Source organism: Sorangium sp. So ce327 (genome assembly GCF_051530205.1).
In the GTDB taxonomy this organism is placed as follows: domain Bacteria; phylum Myxococcota_A; class Polyangia; order Polyangiales; family Polyangiaceae; genus Sorangium; species Sorangium cellulosum_B.
This window is the reverse complement of the sequence record NZ_CP150330.1, coordinates 12,852,628-12,868,294: the sequence shown is the minus strand read 5'-3', so window position 1 is coordinate 12,868,294 and position 15,667 is coordinate 12,852,628. Positions and strand designations below refer to the sequence as shown.

Annotated in this window: 15 protein-coding genes; 10 read left to right on the top strand and 5 right to left on the bottom strand. The window is 72.8% G+C overall.

Translation table 11 applies throughout. The annotated features are described in order from the left end of the window. Positions 1–33 precede the first annotated feature (33 nt). From WME95_RS48195 to WME95_RS48180, 4 genes are all read left to right on the top strand, one after another. Positions 34–993: a GlxA family transcriptional regulator gene (locus WME95_RS48195; RefSeq protein WP_437905903.1), complete on the top strand. Its 960-nt coding sequence runs from the start codon at positions 34–36 to the stop codon at positions 991–993. Between the two features lie 266 nt (positions 994–1,259). Next, complete coding sequence (locus tag WME95_RS48190) at positions 1,260–1,976, top strand: DJ-1/PfpI family protein (RefSeq protein ID WP_437905902.1); 717 nt, start codon at positions 1,260–1,262, stop codon at positions 1,974–1,976. A 312-nt stretch (positions 1,977–2,288) separates the two neighbouring features. Beyond that, the gene (locus WME95_RS48185) at positions 2,289–2,603 is read left to right on the top strand and encodes a DUF3817 domain-containing protein (protein ID WP_437911104.1); all 315 of its coding nucleotides are present in this window, start codon (positions 2,289–2,291) and stop codon (positions 2,601–2,603) included. 243 nt (positions 2,604–2,846) lie between these two features. After that, positions 2,847–4,766, top strand: coding sequence for an ATP-binding protein (locus WME95_RS48180; protein WP_437905901.1), 1,920 nt, complete (start codon positions 2,847–2,849; stop codon positions 4,764–4,766). A 136-nt stretch (positions 4,767–4,902) separates the two neighbouring features. On the opposite strand, the gene WME95_RS48175 is transcribed toward WME95_RS48180, so the two are convergent. Continuing rightward, positions 4,903–5,616: a glutathione S-transferase family protein gene (locus WME95_RS48175; RefSeq protein WP_437905900.1), complete on the bottom strand. Its 714-nt coding sequence runs from the start codon at positions 5,614–5,616 to the stop codon at positions 4,903–4,905. A gap of 250 nt (positions 5,617–5,866) precedes the next feature. On the opposite strand from WME95_RS48175, the gene WME95_RS48170 reads away from it, so the two are divergent. Both WME95_RS48170 and WME95_RS48165 read left to right on the top strand, forming a co-directional pair. Continuing rightward, entirely contained in the window at positions 5,867–7,243 is a 1,377-nt protein-coding gene (locus WME95_RS48170; protein WP_437905898.1) for a hypothetical protein, read from the top strand. Positions 7,244–7,253: 10 nt separating this feature from the next. Next, positions 7,254–8,564, top strand: a complete 1,311-nt coding sequence (locus WME95_RS48165; protein ID WP_437905896.1) for a hypothetical protein — start codon at positions 7,254–7,256, stop codon at positions 8,562–8,564. A gap of 28 nt (positions 8,565–8,592) precedes the next feature. On the opposite strand, the gene WME95_RS48160 is transcribed toward WME95_RS48165, so the two are convergent. After that, positions 8,593–9,495, bottom strand: a complete 903-nt coding sequence (locus WME95_RS48160; RefSeq protein ID WP_437905895.1) for a PfkB family carbohydrate kinase — start codon at positions 9,493–9,495, stop codon at positions 8,593–8,595. Between the two features lie 277 nt (positions 9,496–9,772). On the opposite strand from WME95_RS48160, the gene WME95_RS48155 reads away from it, so the two are divergent. Together WME95_RS48155 and WME95_RS48150 are read left to right on the top strand one after the other, a co-directional pair. Beyond that, a complete protein-coding gene (locus WME95_RS48155) occupies positions 9,773–10,234 on the top strand; it encodes a CoA-binding protein (protein ID WP_437905894.1) in 462 nt (153 codons plus the stop codon). 6 nt (positions 10,235–10,240) lie between these two features. Then, the gene (locus WME95_RS48150; RefSeq protein WP_437905893.1) at positions 10,241–10,885 is read left to right on the top strand and encodes a DUF4389 domain-containing protein; all 645 of its coding nucleotides are present in this window, start codon (positions 10,241–10,243) and stop codon (positions 10,883–10,885) included. Positions 10,886–10,947: 62 nt separating this feature from the next. Here the strand turns inward: WME95_RS48150 and WME95_RS48145 are convergent, their stop codons facing one another. Next, entirely contained in the window at positions 10,948–11,490 is a 543-nt protein-coding gene (locus WME95_RS48145) for a hypothetical protein (protein ID WP_437905892.1), read from the bottom strand. A gap of 292 nt (positions 11,491–11,782) precedes the next feature. Here WME95_RS48145 and WME95_RS48140 point away from each other — a divergent pair, with 292 nt between their 5' ends. Then, a complete protein-coding gene (locus WME95_RS48140) occupies positions 11,783–12,442 on the top strand; it encodes a siderophore-interacting protein (RefSeq protein ID WP_437905891.1) in 660 nt (219 codons plus the stop codon). Positions 12,443–12,533: 91 nt separating this feature from the next. Then, entirely contained in the window at positions 12,534–13,028 is a 495-nt protein-coding gene (locus WME95_RS48135; protein ID WP_437905890.1) for a hypothetical protein, read from the top strand. A 27-nt stretch (positions 13,029–13,055) separates the two neighbouring features. Here the strand turns inward: WME95_RS48135 and WME95_RS48130 are convergent, their stop codons facing one another. Together WME95_RS48130 and WME95_RS48125 are read right to left on the bottom strand one after the other, a co-directional pair. Further along, positions 13,056–14,699, bottom strand: coding sequence for a 5'-nucleotidase C-terminal domain-containing protein (locus tag WME95_RS48130; protein ID WP_437905889.1), 1,644 nt, complete (start codon positions 14,697–14,699; stop codon positions 13,056–13,058). A gap of 40 nt (positions 14,700–14,739) precedes the next feature. Continuing rightward, complete coding sequence (locus WME95_RS48125) at positions 14,740–15,633, bottom strand: LysR family transcriptional regulator (protein ID WP_437905888.1); 894 nt, start codon at positions 15,631–15,633, stop codon at positions 14,740–14,742. Positions 15,634–15,667 lie beyond the last annotated feature (34 nt).

Below are 15,667 nucleotides of genomic sequence, written 5' to 3'. Positions count from 1 at the left end.
CGCGCGCATCGCCATGGACCGACGCGCAGGGTCGTGGCCGTGGCCTACGACGGCGCGAGCGCCATCGACGTGGTGGGGCCCACCGACGTATTCGCCCTGGCCTCGGACATCGCGAGAGCGAAGGTGCCCGGCGCTCCCCCCGCCTATGCGGTCGAGATCGCGGCCGTGGACGGCGGCGTGATCCGGACGCTGTCGGGGGTGCAGATCGTCGCGCACAAGGCGCTCGCGGATCTGGCGCCCGGCATCGATACGGTGCTTGTCGCCGGGGGCGAGACCCGTGAAGCGACGCGGGACGCCCGGCTGCTCGCCTGGCTGCGCGCGACGACGCCCGAGGTGCGGCGCATGGGCGCCGTCTGCACAGGCGCCTTCCTCCTCGCCGCCGCGGGGCTGCTCGCGGGGCGCCGCGCGGCCACCCACTGGCATTCCGCGGCAGCGCTCGCGCGCGAGTTTCCCGGCGTCGAGGTCGACCCCGACGCGATCTTCGTGCGGTCCGGGAAGATCTACACGTCGGCGGGCATGACGGCGGGCATCGACCTCGCGCTCTCGATGGTGGAGGAGGATCTCGGCTACGACATGGCGCTCCTGGTGGCGCGGGGGCTCGTGGTGTTCCTCAAGCGCCCGGGTGGACAGTCCCAGTTCAGCCGCCCGCTGCTCGCGCAGACGGTCGCCGCGGGCCCGCTGCAGGGCGTGATCGACTGGGTGCTCCGGCACCTCGACGCCGACCTGCGCGTCGAGGCGCTGGCGGAGCGGGCCGGGATGAGCCCGCGCAACTTCGCGCGGACGTTCACCCGGGCCATGCGGATGACCCCCGCGAAATTCGTCGAGGCGGCCCGGCTGGAGCAGGCGCGCTCCTGCCTCGAGGGGGGCCGAGCCTCGATGAAGCAGCTGGCGCGCGACTGCGGCTTCGGCACGGACGAGCGGATGCGGCGCGCGTTCCAGCGCACCCTGCAGGTCACGCCGGAGGACTACCGGAGGCGCTTCGGCCGAGCGTGAGCGGGCGCTCGGCCGAGCGCCGTCGACGCTCGCCGGATCCTTCGCGCACGGCTGCACGCGACGGGGTGCGCGGGGCCCTGCGCCCGCGTGTCCTGAAAGCAGGGGACGATGTCCTTTCCGCCGCGGCCGACGCCGCTCACAGTCAGGCCTGCGAAGCGCGCTCAGCCGCGCTCGTGAGCGCCGGGCGCGGGGCGGCGTCGAGACGAAGCTCCGCCATCAGGGCAATCATCCGAGAATGAAGAAACGAAAGGGTTCAGGGACGAACGATGACGGACACCTATGACATCAAGCTGCCAGGTCCTCAGCCGCCGCTCCAGGTCGGCATGGTGCTCTACCCGGGCCTCACGGCGCTGGATCTGATCGGCCCGCAAAGCGTGCTGACCGCTCATGCGACGACCTATCTGCTCTGGAAGACGCGCGACCTGGTCATGTCTGACTCGGGGGTTCCTATCCAGCCGACGGCGACCTTCAGCGACTGTCCGGACGACCTGGACATCCTGTTCGTGCCGGGCGGCATGGGCACCCCCGACGCCATGGTGGATCAGGAGGTCCTTCGCTTCCTGAGGGATCGGGGCGCCCGCTCCAGGTACGTGACCTCCGTGTGCACGGGGTCGCTCATCCTGGCGGCGGCAGGTTTGATGCAAGGATACAAGGCCACGACACACTGGTCCACGCGCCACATCCTGGAGGCGTTCGGCGTGGAGTGTGTCCGGGCGCGCGTCGTGGTCGATCGCAACCGGATCTCGGGCGGCGGGGTGACCGCAGGCATCGATTTCGGGCTGACGCTCCTGGCGCTGCTGCGCGGGGACGATGCCGCGAAGCTGACGCAGCTCATGCTGGAATACGACCCCGCCCCGCCCTTCAACGCCGGGACGCCCGAAGCTGCGGGACCCGAGCTGACGCAGCGCCTATTGAGCGTCCTCGATCCGTACGATCAGCAGATGCGGAAGATCGCCGCCGAGAGGAGCAGCAGAGCGAGCTGAAGCGCCGGACGCGCGGCCGCCACGGGCCGCAGCATCCTGCCAGCATCTGTCGCCGCATCCCTCGTCGATAGGGAGCGCGCCGTCCACGCCGCGGCCTCCGCGGGGCTGGTCGTCACGTGGATCGCGGGATACCTCTTGACCGCGCTGCTACAACTCCCCATGACGGAGCTCTGGATCGCCGCGGCGATCACCCCGCCGCTGGTTTCGCGGCTCGCCCTCGTCCACGACGGGCGCGTTCGTAATGACCTTTACCCTTCCCTTCGTGGTGCTGCTGATGATGGTCTTTCGCCCCACCTGGTCTGGTGTCGAACGATGAGCGCGCTCCGCGCCCTGCGCCTCGTCGGCTTCCTGGAAGGGCTGTCCTTCCTGGTCCTCCTCGGCGTCGCGATGCCGCTCAAGTACCTCTTCGAGCTGCCGATCGCCGTGCGGATCGTCGGCAGCGCCCACGGGCTCCTCTTCCTGCTGTTCGTCGGCGCGCTGATCCGCGTGGCCAGCGAGCGCGACTGGCCGCATCGCCGCTCCCTCGCGGCGCTCGTCGCGTCGCTCGTCCCCTTCGGGATGTTCGTGCTGGATCGCGCCCTGAAGCGCGAGATCGAGGGCGACACGCAGGCCGCCGGCGATGGCTGACGCCGGCGCGTCGCGTCCACGTCACGCGCGCCGGCGCTGCGCGCGCCGCGCGCGGATGCGGCTCAAGGACACGGGCGTGATGCCCAGGTACGACGGACAGGCCAGGACTGGCTGAACTTGCGAGGCGGCTGCATTCGAGTCGCCCCGGCACGCTTGCCTGCTCTCGCAGCCGCTCGTCCGCCTCGAGGTCGCGACGCGCCGACAGCGCCGATCGCGCCGGTGCGCTATAGGGTGTCGTCGCGGATGAAGCAGCAGCAAGAGCAGCTGTGGCTCGACGACTTCATCGGAGGGCTCCCCCTCCCCGTCCTCGTGCTGAGCCCGGCTGGTGCCGCGATCCACGAGAACCCGGCGTATCGCGCGAGGTTCGGCCCGCGCGCCGACGAGCGCAGCGAGATCGCGTCCGCGCTTCGGGGCGGACACGCCTCGGCGCTTCGCGCGGCGCTCGGCGGCGTCTCGCGCTCCGTGCCGCTCGGCTCGATCCGCGGCGCGCCGTTCACCGGGCACTATTTCCCGATCCGCGATGCTTCGGGCGCCGTGGCGTTCGCCGGCATCCTGTTCGTCGAGGAGCGCGCCGCTCCGGTGCCGGCCGCTCCAGCGCTGATCTCGGAGACCCACGACATCCCGGAGGTCGAGCGCAGCCTTCGCCGCATCCTCGACATGATGCCGCAGCTCGTCTGGTCGACGCGGCCCGACGGGTATCACGATTTCTACAACCGCCGCTGGTACGACTACACAGGCGAGACGCCCGACGCCACGCGCGGCGCCGGCTGGAACGACCAGCTGCACCCCGACGATCAGCAACGCGCCTGGGAGCGGTGGGTTCGCTCCGTCGAGACGGGGGAAGACTACGAGATCGAGTACCGCTTCCGGCGCGCCGACGGCGTCTACCGCTGGTTCCTGGGCCGCGCGCTGCCGATGCGTGACGACGCAGGGCGCATCCTCCGCTGGTTCGGCACCTGCACCGACGTCGACGATCAGAAGCGCCTCGAGCAGCAGCGGGCCGAGGTCCTGGCGCAGGCCGAGGAGACCAGCCGGCTGAAGGACGAGTTCCTCGCGATCGTCTCGCACGAGCTCCGCACGCCCCTGACCGCGATCCTCGGGTGGGCGCGCATGCAGCGCTCGCGGCCGGAGCTCGCGCCCAAGGCGATGGAGGTCATCGAACGCAACGCCGAGGCGCAGGCCAGGCTCATCGAGGAGATCCTCGAGAGCTCGCGCATCGTGACCGGGAAGATCCGCCTCTACCCCAGGAACGCGAGCGTGAACGAGCTCGTCCGCACCGCGGTCGACGCCATCCGGCCGGCCGCTGACGCGAAGGCCATCGGCCTCGAGGTCAGGCTCGATCCCGGTGTCGGGGACATCGTCTGCGATCCCGATCGCTTCCAGCAGGTGGTCACGAATCTGCTGGTCAATGCGGTGAAGTTCACGCCGGGCGGCGGGCAGGTCCGACTCCAGACGGCGCTCCGCCCGGGCGGCGTCGAGGTGACGGTGACGGATACCGGGAAAGGCATTTCGGCCGCCTTTCTCCCGCACGTGTTCGAGCGGTTCCGTCAGGCGGAGGCGGCCACCACACGGCAGCACGGCGGACTCGGGCTCGGGCTGGCGATCGTCAAATACCTCGTCGAGCTCCATGGCGGCACCGTCGGCGCGCGGAGCGACGGCGAGGGGAAAGGGGCGTCCTTCAGCGTGCGCTTGCCGGTGCGGGCCGTGGCCCTGGCGGGGGGAGAGAGCTCCGAGATCTCGTCCGAGATCGAGCATCCCTCGGCCGGGACGATCCCCCGGCTCGACGGGCTGCGCGTGCTCGTCGTCGACGACGAGCCGGACGCGCGGGAGCTCGTCACCATGGTGCTGCGCGAGGCGGGCGCCCAGGCGGACGAGACCGGCTCGGCCTCGGCCGCGCTGGAGATGCTGAGTCGCGCTCGGACCGACGTGCTCGTCAGCGACATCGCCATGCCGGAGCAGGACGGCTACGCCCTCCTTCGCGAGCTCCGGTCCCGCGCTCCGGACCTCGGCGGCTCCGTGCCGGCGCTGGCGCTCACCGCCTTCGCCCGGCGCGAGGACATCGTTCAGGCGCGCGACGCCGGCTTCCAGCTCCACCTCGCCAAGCCGGTCCAGCCGGGCGAGCTCGTGGCGGCGGTCCATCGGCTCGCGCGCAAAGGCGCCTGATACGCACCCGTCGTCGAAGCGGGGAGAATTTCACAGGGAGGCGGGGAGACGGGGAGTATTTTGAAGATTTCCCTCCCCGCCTCCCTGTGAATCGTCTCCGCTGAAAAGGGCTGCAAATGAGCGGATTCCTCGGAGGTCAGGCGGGAGGGCTCCAGTCGGCATAGTAGCGCTGCTGCATGCGCTCACAGTAGGTGACGAGGTTGGGCTGGGCCTCGGCGTGACGCTTCAGCGGGGAATCGACGGGGAAGCGGAGCACGCTGGCGAGGAGGGCGTACACGGTCGCGTCCACCGAGCTCGGCTCGGTCCCGAGCATGAAGGGCTGGTCGCCGAGCAGGGTGGCGATGGCGCCGAGGTCCGCCTTGCCCTGGGCATAGATCTCCTCGCGGCTGTGGCGCCCCGTGCCCTGCGCGCGGAGCATGCCGGTCATCCTTTTGCGCAGGAGCTCGACGATCAGGCCGCCGACGACCGGCGGCATGAGCGGAAGGAAGATGGGGCGGTAGGCGGCCCACCCCTCGGGCTCGCTCCAGCGGACGAACACCACCATCCAGTAGAACGCCTCTTCGAGCATGCGCCGGATCACATGACCTCGAGCGCGCGCCTCCGCGGTGAGGTGGGCGTCGAGCTTGTCGCCGTGGGCGCGCTCCAGCTGCTCGATGATGAGCTGCGAGTCGCCCACGGTACAGCCATCGATGTCGGCATAGGGGACCTTGCCCTTCGGCGCGCGGAGCGGGTCGGCGGAGCGCACCTCGTAGGGGAGGCCGACCATGCGCAGCCAGGTCTCGAGCTTGAGGCAGAAGGGGCTGATGTTGGGGACGCCCCACGCGGCGGGGGCCTGATAGAGGGTGATCATCTCGGCGCTCCTCGTTGAAGTTCCAGCACGTCATCTCATCTCTCCGAGGAGCGGCGCGGCGTCCACGTAGCTGGATGAGGGACGGAATCCCTCGCTCGTCCCCCGCAAGAAACCGGCGCCGGACCGCGGCCGCACGACACCTGTCCGCCTCCGCGGCGGACACCTGTCCGGACGCGGACACGCGCCCTCGCGCGCCGCCCGCCGATTGCCGCCAATCCTCTCGGGCACGCCCGCTGCTTGGGCGCCTCGCATGCGTCTTCTCATCTACTTCGTTTTGCCCTCCGCCACGGCGCTCCTCCTCGGTTGTTCCCCCGAGGCGGCGCCGGGCGCGAGCACCCCGACATTTCACAGGGACATCGAGCCGCTGCTCCAGAAGAGCTGCCTCGGCTGCCACGCGCAGGGCGGCACCGCGCCGGTGAGCCTGGCCTCGTACGAGAACGCGAAGGCGCTCGCGCCGGTCATCGCCGACGAGACCGAGGCGCGGCGGATGCCGCCGTGGGGCGCCCTGCCGACCGACGAGTGCGCGCCCCCTCGCCCGTTCCGGGGGGACCTGCACCTCTCCCTCGACGAGATCGCCCTGCTCCGCGCCTGGAGCGACGCCGGCGCGCCCAAGGGGGATCCCGCGGACGCCCCGGCCCCCTATACGCCCGTCGCCGCGGGCCTGTCGCGCACGGACCTCGAGCTCTCGCCCAGGGCGCCCTTCGCCGCGGCGGAGGGCTCCGACAGCTTCCGCTGCTTCGTCCTCGATCCGGGGCTCACGGAGCAGGCGTGGGTCCAGGGCTACGACGTGCTGCCGGGCAACCGCGCCGTCGTGCACCACGCGCTGCTCTTCATCGACGCGAACCGCGAGGGCGAGGCGCTCGGCGGCGAGAGCGGCAGCTACGAGTGCTTCGGCGACGCGCGCCTCTCCGAGACGTCGCTGCTCGGCGCCTGGGCGCCCGGCACGCAGGCGTTCGAGCTGCCGCCGGACATCGGCATCTCGGTGCCAGCGAACGCGCTGCTCGTGATGCAGGTCCACTACCACCCGAAGCCCGGCGAGGCGCCCTCGCCCGACGCGACCCGGGTAGCGCTCCGCCTCGCGGACGAGAAGCCGAGCCGCGCGCTCTCGAACCTCGCGCTCGGCAACGCCGAGGCGCCGTTCCGGGACGGCAACGGGCTTTTGCCCGGGCCGGGCGACCGCGGGAGCGTCGAGTTCCGGATCCCGGCCGGCGCCCGGGGACACGTGGAGCGGATGCGGTACGTCATCGACTTCCCGATCCCCGAGATCTCGATCTACGGCGCCGGCGTCCACATGCACCGGGCCGGCGTCGACCTCAAGGTCGACCACATCCGCGCCGATCCGCGGGGCGACGAGGCCGACCGCCAGTGCCTCGTCCAGACGCCGGCGTGGGACTACAACTGGCAGCGGCTCTACAGCTACGACGCGCCGATCGACGAGCTGCCAACGCTGCGGTCGGGCGACACGATCGAGCTGCGCTGCACGTACGACAACACGACGGAGAACCCGGCGCTCGCGGCGCAGCTCATCGAGGAGCGCCTGCCCGCGCCGCAGGACATCGTCCTCGGCGAGACGACGCTCGACGAGATGTGCGTGGCGTTCCTGCCTGTCGTCCACCCGAACCCCTGAGGAGACGCCGATGCCTTCGAACCCCTGTCATGCACTGTTCGGTCTCGGCGCGCTCCTGCTCGCCGCCTGCTCTTCACCGCCGAGCGCCGCGCCGCCCGGGCCCACGACGCCGCGCGAGGACCTCTGCCCCGAAGGCTTCGCCGATTGCGACGGCGACAGCGACAACGGCTGCGAGGCCGCCCTGCTGACGAGCGTCGAGAGCTGCGGCGCGTGCGGCGCGCGCTGCGCGGGCGGCGACGGCGCGACCGCGCTCTGCTCGGCGGGCGCCTGCACCCTCGCGTGCGACGCCGGGCGGGCCGACTGCGACGGCGACGGCGACAACGGCTGCGAGGCCCTCGTCACGGAGGATCCGCGCCACTGCGGGGCCTGCGGCGTGACCTGCGCCGACGCCTGCTGGAACGGCACCTGCGACGCCGCCGTGCTCGCAGGCGAGCTCCGGCTGCCCACGTTCGTCAGGATGGACGCGACCGGGATCTACTGGACGAACCAGGGCACGGGCGACGCGCCGGACGGCAGCGTCATGCGGCTCGATCCGGGCGGCGGGACGCCGGTGGCGCTCGCGCCGGAGCAGGAGCTCCCGGGCCCGCTCGCGCTCGACGAGGCCGCTGTGTACTTCGCGCACGCGCGCGGCCTCGCGGCCGTCCCGAAGGCCGGCGGCGAGGTGACCGAGCTCGCGCCCGACGCCCGCCGCGTCACGGCGCTCGCGGTCGACAAGGGCGCGCTCTACTGGGTCGAGGCGGGGACGCCGCCGGCGTTCGAGGACGGCGGGCTGTTCACGCTGCCGCTCGGCGCCGAGCCCGGCGCGGCGAAGGTCATGCTCGCGGCCATCCCGGGCGCCGCCAGCGGGGTGGCGCTCGACGCCGGCCATGTGTACGTGACCGCGCGGGGCACCGGCGCGGCCGACGGCGCGATCTACCGGGTGGCGCGCGACGCGGCGCCGCCGAGCGCGCCGGAGAGGCTGCACGAGGCGCTGATCGCCCCGCGCGCGCTCGTGGCGCGCGGCGGCGCGCTGTGGCTCATCGAGGGGCGCGGGATCGCCACGTTCTCGCCCGGGAGCCCGCTTCGCAGGGTCGTCCCGGATCTGCCGCAGATCCCCGCGCAGCTCGCGTTCGACGACGCGCGCGTCTTCTGGACGACCGCGCGGGAGGCCGACGGCCAGGTGCAGAGCGCGCGGCTCGACGGCAGCGATGTCGCGACGCACGCGCGCAACCTGAGCTACCCGTGGGGCATCGCCGTGGACGGGACCAACGTCTACTTCAGCCTCGCGTGGAACGGCGGGCCCGCGACGGGGGCGCTCGTGCGCGGGCCGAAGGGCCCGTGACCGCGCTCTCCCCCGGGGGAGCCCGGCCTCAGCGCCAGCCGACCCTCGCGCTCGCCGCGGCGTGACCGCGCTGGATCGCGCGGGTCCAGAGGTCGGGGCGCTCCGGGCCGTGGTCGCCGGCGCGGGCGATCTCGGCGCAGATCGCGGCGGTGAACGCGTCGCCCGCGCCGGCCGCGCGGGTCTCGGCCACGACCGGCGGGGCGAGCGCGATCTCGCCGAAGGGGCCGGCGGCGCGGGCTGCGCCGGCGCCCTGGGTGAGGACCAGGGTCGCGCTCGGCCGCATGGCGGCGCGCACCTGGGCGTCGTCGAGCCCGAGCCCGGCGAGGTCCGCCGCGCTGCACCGCACCACGTCGGCCTCGCGGAGCAGGGCGTGGAGCACGCGCGGATCGCGCCCGGCCCAGAGGCGCCACCGCGCGTTGAGGTCGACGACGACGACCGTGCCCGTGCGGCGCGCGGCCCGCGCGGCCCGGCAGAGCGCGGCGATCGGCGCGAGCGCCGGAGAGATCCCCGAGAGCAGCAGCACCGGCGCCGCCCACCCCTCGGGCACCGAGAGGGGCAGATCGTCCTCTGCGCGGTGGGCGACCATGTGCCGCGCCCCGCCGGTGTCCTCCAGCAGGATGAGCCCCTGGCGGGTCGGGATCAGCGCCACACCCGCGACGTCGACGCCGGCCGCCGCGACCCGCGCCAGGAGCGCCCGACCCGGGGCGTCGTCGCCGAGCGCGGCCGCGAGCCCGACGCGGAGCCCGCTCCGCGCGAGCGCGACAGCGGCGTTCACCGCGCCGCCGCCTGGACGGAACCGCAGCGAGGCCCCGCCCGGAGGCGCGAGATCCCAGAGGGCCTCGCCGGCGCAGATGACGTCCAGGGTCGCCCCCCGCGACGGCGCGACCCGCGCCGCGGTAACCCGCCCAGCGCTCGCAAACATCGATGCCATGGGGATCCCCATCTTACACCACGGGGATCGCAGCAGCGCGCCGTGACTTGATCGTCACCACAGACGTCGAGCTGCTCCTGCTGCACTCGTGGACCTTCGGCCCAGCACGACCTGCACCGCAGGCGCACGTGTTGCGCCGCAGGGGACAGGCCCTCCGGCCTGCGCCGCGCCAGCGCCGGCCGGCACGAGCCATGCAATCGTCGATCGTCGAGCATCGTCGATCGTCGGTCGTGACGAGCGCACGAGCGGAGCGCGGGAGGTCCCAATGCGCAACAGAATGGAAGACGTCAATGAATTCCTCTCCCACCGGCGGGTCGCCCTGGTGGGCGCGTCGCATGACGACAAGGACTTCAGCCGGATGGTGATGCGGGAGCTCATCGATCGGGGTTACGACGTCGTTCCGGTGAACCCGGGGGGCGGCGTGATCGAAGGCCGCGTCGCGTACGCCGAGGTCGGCGAGATCGATCCCCCGGTCGAGGGGGCGATCGTGATGACCCCGCCCCAGGTCACCGAGCAGATCGTGCGGGCGTGCGCCGCTGCCGGCGTCCAGCGCGTGTGGCTGCACCGGGGCGTCGGTCAGGGTGCAGTGAGCGCGCCTGCCGTGCAGGCCTGTCAGGAGCTCGGGATCCGCGTGGTCGCGGGCGAGTGCCCGCTGATGTTCCTCCCGAACACGGGCTTCGTCCACCGGCTCCACCGGTTCACCAAGAAGATCGCGGGGGGTTACCCGGCGCGCGCGTGAAGCGCCATGAACCTGGGAGATCTCGAGATGACCTCGTATCCTGTCACCTTCACCGTCACGCGCCCCTGGAAGCTCGATCGCGTCCAGCTCCTCGCGCGTGTCCTCCTGCTCGCGGCGCTCTCGATTGCCGGCGTCACGGTGGGCTTCGTCATGATGCTTGTCTATCTGGCCCTGCCCGCGGTGGCGGCCGCGCTGGTGGCGCAGAAGGGATCGGCCCGGTTCCTGGCCGAGGACGGCCCCAGGCTGACGCGCGCGCTCGTGTGGCTACAGGCCGCGTTCGCTTATCTCTTCCTGCTCACCGACAGGCTCCCGCTCGATCGCCCGGCCGAGACCGCGCGCCTCGACATCGATCCGACCAGCGCGCCGACAGCGAAGGACGCGCTCCTGCGGCTCTTGACGAGCCTCCCCTCGGCCATCGTCCTCGCGCTGCTCTTCTGCGTCGCCTATCTGGCGTGGCTCGTCTCGGCGGTCGCGGTCCTCTTCACCGAGCGCGTCCCGACGGCCATCTACGATTTCCAGTGCGGCGTGCTCCGGTGGCAGGCGCGGCTCCTCGCCTATCATGGGTCGCTGGTCGACCAGTACCCGCCGTTCGCGTTCGATCCGGGTCCCGTGGACGGCACCCCGCGCGATCACGCGGGCACGTTCGCCTGAGGCGTCCGCTCAGCGCCGAGGTAAGGAGCCCGTTCGCCGGTCCTTGCCGCCGGAGGGAGCCGTCACAGGTCGACGACGCAGGCGACGCTCGTGGTCGTGTCCGCGCCGTGCTCCGTGACCTCGATCTGGATCTTCGAGCTTGCCTCGTCCGCTCCGGCGCCGAAGCGAGCCTCGAAGTCCAGCTCGTACCAGGTCTCGGTCGAGATCGGATCGGACACCTTCCACGCGAGCTGCTCGAAGCTGCCGAACGACGTGTGATCGAAGACGAAGATCGTGTCGTCGGGCGCGGTGTGCGAGACGGAGAGCGAGGGGCTCGTGAACTCGTAGGCGCCGGCCTCGCCGAGCTCGAGGCTGCAGGCCTCGCCCGAAGGCGTGGTCCCCTCGTAGGTGCCGACCAGGCAGGCGCTCGCGCTGGGATCGCTCGTCAGGGAGAGGTCGGGACAGGCGGCGAGGCGCTCTTCGAGCGCCGAAGGGCTCGGGCCCGAGCCGCCCGAGCCCGAGCTCGAGTCGCCCGACCCGTCATCGTCGCCTCCGCAGGCCGCCAGCAAGCCGAGGGTGAGCACGGGAACGAAAGCCAGGTAAGAGCGCCGTCGAGCGGGGTTCATGCCACGGGAGGATGAGGTCATCCGACAGAGGTTAGTGGAGACGCCAGCGCTCGCCCAGCTGTCAGATCCGACAGGGGGCTCCGGCCCTCGAGCGCCGCCGGCCCGAGCGAGCTCCATTCGGTCGGTACGATGTGCCCTTCACGCGCGCAACCTGAGCTTCCCGTGCCCGCCGCGGCGTGATCGCGCTGGAGCGCGCGGGCCCAGAGGACTGTGCAGGGCTTTCGCCCTCCGGTCCTCCGGCCTTTGCGCTTCTTCACGCACCGGCACAGTCGCCCTGACTACGCTGACCCGCATGGCATCCGGAAAAGGTCGCTTGCTCGGACTCCTCGGCGGGCTGGTGCTGACCGAGGCGAAGGTGCAGGCCGTGGGCACGCCCCACCCGCTCTACCGGCGCGTGGTGCTCGAGGGCGAGGGGCTGCGCACGAGCAGCTGGCAGCCCGGCGACAAGATCCAGGTGCTCCTCCCCTCGAATGACGTGCGGACGTACACCCCGATCGACTGGGCGGAGGGTCGGACCACGCTGCTCCTCCACGCGCACGGGAGCGCGCCGGGCGCGCGGTGGACGGAGGCCGTCCGCCCGGGCGACGTCGTGCGGTTCGTCGGCCCGCAACGCTCCCTCCGTCTGGGAGGCGTGGGCCTCCTGACCGGCGACGAGACCTCGCTCGGCGTGGCGGCCTCGGCGCGCCGCCTCGGCGCCCGCGCCGTGCTCCGGGTGACGAACGTCCCCGCGGCGGAGGCGGCGGCGCGATCGCTCGACGTCTCGGTGGACCTTGCGGGGTCCGACGAAGAGGCCGCCGCTTTGCTCCGCGAGCGCGCGGCGGGCGTCGCCACGGCGGTGGCCTGCGGCGGCGGCGCGTGGATCCAGCGGGCCCGGGAGGTGCTCCGGGCGGCCGGGGTGCGGGAGGTCCGCGCCAAGGCCTACTGGATCGCGGGCAAGACCGGGATCGACTGACCTCTCTGCACACCGGCGAGCGCTGGAAGGGTGGTTTGTTGGCCATCCTCGCGCATCCTGATAGCCCCTCTGATCGAGGTGGTCGGGATCGATGATGCAGATCGGACGCTGGGCGCTCGCCGTCGCGCTACTCACGCTCTCTGCTGACGCCCGCCCGGACCCGCGGACCGGCGTCGCCGAGGCGCCGCGCGCCCGCGCCGGCGTCACGCTCGCCGAGACGCGGAGCCGCGTGCATCCCGCCGCCACGCGGCTCGGTGACGTGGTCCCTCTCCTGCGGCAGGACGCGTCCGCGGAGATCTCGGCGATCGACTGGAGCCCGCTCCGGCTCACCCGCCGCTACGGGGTCGCCGCCACCGTGGTGCGCCTGGACACGAAGCGCACCGGGGAGCGAACCCTGACGGCGGCCTGCGTGGTGTCGGCGGCCGTGCGCGAGCTCGACACGGGCAACATCCTCTTCGTGGTCGAGGGCCGCGCGCGGGTCGAGGACAGCGCGGCGGCCGGCGAGCGCGCCCAGCGCGACGCCCTCCGGGCCGCCATCCAGAGCGCCGTGCGCGCGGTGCCGGACGGCCTACGCCGCTCGCGGTGAGCTGATCCGCGTAGAAAAAGAGACCCCTCAGGGGTCGGATCGACCGTGCTCCCCCGCGGGCGGCGGGGAGGACAGCGCGTCGACCTCGCCGCGCGTCACGCGCTTGTCGCCGTCGCGGTCGAGCGCCTTCATCAGCTCGCCGACGACCACCTCGGACGGCGTCTCGGAGGTCGCCCTCGAGACGGCGGCCCTCAGCTCCTCGGTCGAGACGCGGCCGTCCCCGTCGGCGTCGATCGCCTCGAAGGCCCCGAGCTGGCGGACGAGGTCCGCGGCGAACGACTCCACGAGGACGAGCTTCGGATCGCGCCCGCTGTCCGCCGGCGGCACCTTCTCCGGGTGCTCCTGGGCGAAGCGGACCAGCGGCGCGATGTCATCCATGCCGCCGAGGAGCCCGCGCGGGAGGGCGATCCGGTACGCGCGCTCGTCGACAAGCGGGAGGCCGTCGATCGCGCTCAGGACGCCTCGCGCGTCCGTCGCCATCCGGTCGTCGATCTGGAGGTAACCGCCGTGCTGGGCGGGGGCGCGCGACCGCGACGCGGCGACGGCCTCGCGGACGACGCGGCCAGGCAGGAGGGTCACCACCACCTCGTTGCTGAAGGGCACCTCGGCCTTGAGATCCCCGTAGGTGAGGCGCTCCCGGTACGCGCGGCCGCCGCGGATGCCGCCGCCGTTGAAGAGGCACCCCTCCGCCCGGAAGGCGTCGCGGATCCGCGAGCAGAGCAGCGCGCCGAGCGACGTCTGCTGGACCCGCGTCCCGACGGACGAGAGCTCGCTCCCCGGCGGGAGCCGGAGGAGGGTGGCCGCGTCGAGGTCGCGCACGATCTGCATGTGGCGGTCGACGCGCGCGCGCATCGCCGGATCCTCGGGATAGGCGCCGACCTCCTCGATCCGGACGGTGACAGCGGGCAGGTCGGGCGCCCCGGCGGGCGGCGCCAGGACCGGCCACACGAGGTCGATGATGGCGGCGCTCTCCGCGTCCGTGCCGGCCTTCACGACCCAGCAGCCGTCCACGTCGTCGAGGATCACCTCGTGCTCGTGGCCGCCGAGGATCACGGGAAAGCGCGGCTCGCGCTGCGCCCGCGCGAGCTCGAGGTCCTGGTCGCGGCTCTGGTGCGTGATCGGGATCACGCACGCGCACCCCTCGTCGCGGAGGAGCCGGCGGGTCCAGCGGAGGGCCGCCTCGTTCGCCGGCTCGATGTCGATCCCCCCGAACGCATCCCGCCGGTACAGGCCCTTCACGTGCACGAGCAGGCCGAGGAGGCCGATCCGGACAGCGCGCCCGCCGGGGCTCGAGACGTCGAGGATCTCGTGCGTCGGCAGCGCCGGGGCGAACGAGGGCATGTTGGTGTTGAGCCACGTGCCCTGGAACTCCTGCACCCGCGCCCTGAGCTCCGGCAGCTCGACGTCGGCCTCGTGGTTGCCGAAGATGGTGTGGGTGACCGGCAGCGCGTTCATGCAGTCCACCATGCCCCTGCCGTGATCGAGGCTCGACAGCAGGCTCGGCGCGAGGAAGTCGCCGGCCATCACCACCAGGAAGCGATCGGCGGGCGGGGCGGCGTGGCGCCGCACGAGGGTCGCGAGGCGCGGGAGGTTGTCGAGCAAGTACACGTCGTTCACGCAGACGATCCGCAGAGAGGGGCCTCTGGGCAGGGCGCGTGCGGCGGCGGTCATCGCCATCCAGGATAGCCCAGCCCGCGGGCGCGCGACGCCGTCAGCGCCGAGCGCCCCTCGCCTTGGGCGGGCGCCACGCGCGCAGGCTCTCCGCGAGCGGCTCGAGCACCGCGCGCACGCGCGGAATGGCCCTGGCGCTGCGCGGGCAGAGCAGCACGAGCGAGCGTCGCGCGGGCGGCAGGTCCACCTTCAGCTCCACGAGCGGCGGGTGCCTCCGGAAGTGCGGGTGCTCGCGCGCGAGCATCATCGCGCCGAGCCCCAGCTCGCACGCGCGGATCTGAACGAGGTAGTCGTCGGACGCGAACGACGGGCGCCACCCCGGGATCAGGCGGCCGAGCGCGCTGTTCGGCGAGAGGTCGTCGAGCGGCGGCGCCCAGCCGATCCACGCGAGCTCCGCGGGATCGGCCTTGCCCGCCGCCCGCGCCGCGTACTGCTCCGACGCGAAGGCGCGCAGCTCGATGTCGACCGAGGCGACGCTGTCCTCGCCGGCGGGGACGCCCAGCCGCAGCGCCAGATCCGCCTCCCGCCTCGTCAGGTCGAGCGGGCGCACCGTGGACACGACGTGCAGCTCGATCGCCGGCGCGCCCCGCGAGAAGGCCGCCGCGAACGGGACGAGGAAGCCGTGCGCGATGCCGGGAGGCGCCGTGACCCGGACCACGCCCGTGGGCGCGTGGCGCCGCTCCGCCGCGCGGGTCAGCTCGGCGGCCCAGTCGGCCATCCGCTGCGCGGGCTCGACGAGGCCGGCCCCGTACGCCGTCAGCGCCGTGCCGGCCACGCCGCGGTCGAAGAGGGGCTCGCCGAGGAGCGCCTCCAGCTCCGCGAGCCGCCGGCTCACCGTGGGCTGGGTCATCTGCAGCTTGCGCGCGGCGGCGCTCAGGCTGCCTGCCTCCGCCACCGCGAGGAACAGCCGCGCGTCGTCCCACGAGATATCCATCTGCGTATGACACCATGCGACTTTCGCCAGTTAC

Bases quoted from the DNA above. Each gene is read 5' to 3' on its own strand.
- WME95_RS48165 (WP_437905896.1), top strand. From the start codon at position 7,254: ATGCCTTCGAACCCCTGTCATGCACTGTTCGGTCTCGGCGCGCTCCTG.
- WME95_RS48170 (WP_437905898.1), top strand. From the start codon at position 5,867: ATGCGTCTTCTCATCTACTTCGTTTTGCCCTCCGCCACGGCGCTCCTC.
- WME95_RS48190 (WP_437905902.1), top strand. From the start codon at position 1,260: ATGACGGACACCTATGACATCAAGCTGCCAGGTCCTCAGCCGCCGCTC.
- WME95_RS48130 (WP_437905889.1), bottom strand. From the start codon at position 14,699: ATGACCGCCGCCGCACGCGCCCTGCCCAGAGGCCCCTCTCTGCGGATC.
- WME95_RS48140 (WP_437905891.1), top strand. From the start codon at position 11,783: ATGGCATCCGGAAAAGGTCGCTTGCTCGGACTCCTCGGCGGGCTGGTG.
- WME95_RS48185 (WP_437911104.1), top strand. From the start codon at position 2,289: ATGAGCGCGCTCCGCGCCCTGCGCCTCGTCGGCTTCCTGGAAGGGCTG.
- WME95_RS48175 (WP_437905900.1), bottom strand. From the start codon at position 5,616: ATGATCACCCTCTATCAGGCCCCCGCCGCGTGGGGCGTCCCCAACATC.
- WME95_RS48145 (WP_437905892.1), bottom strand. From the start codon at position 11,490: ATGAACCCCGCTCGACGGCGCTCTTACCTGGCTTTCGTTCCCGTGCTC.
- WME95_RS48160 (WP_437905895.1), bottom strand. From the start codon at position 9,495: ATGGCATCGATGTTTGCGAGCGCTGGGCGGGTTACCGCGGCGCGGGTC.
- WME95_RS48125 (WP_437905888.1), bottom strand. From the start codon at position 15,633: ATGGATATCTCGTGGGACGACGCGCGGCTGTTCCTCGCGGTGGCGGAG.
- WME95_RS48180 (WP_437905901.1), top strand. From the start codon at position 2,847: ATGAAGCAGCAGCAAGAGCAGCTGTGGCTCGACGACTTCATCGGAGGG.
- WME95_RS48150 (WP_437905893.1), top strand. From the start codon at position 10,241: ATGAACCTGGGAGATCTCGAGATGACCTCGTATCCTGTCACCTTCACC.
- WME95_RS48135 (WP_437905890.1), top strand. From the start codon at position 12,534: ATGATGCAGATCGGACGCTGGGCGCTCGCCGTCGCGCTACTCACGCTC.
- WME95_RS48155 (WP_437905894.1), top strand. From the start codon at position 9,773: ATGGAAGACGTCAATGAATTCCTCTCCCACCGGCGGGTCGCCCTGGTG.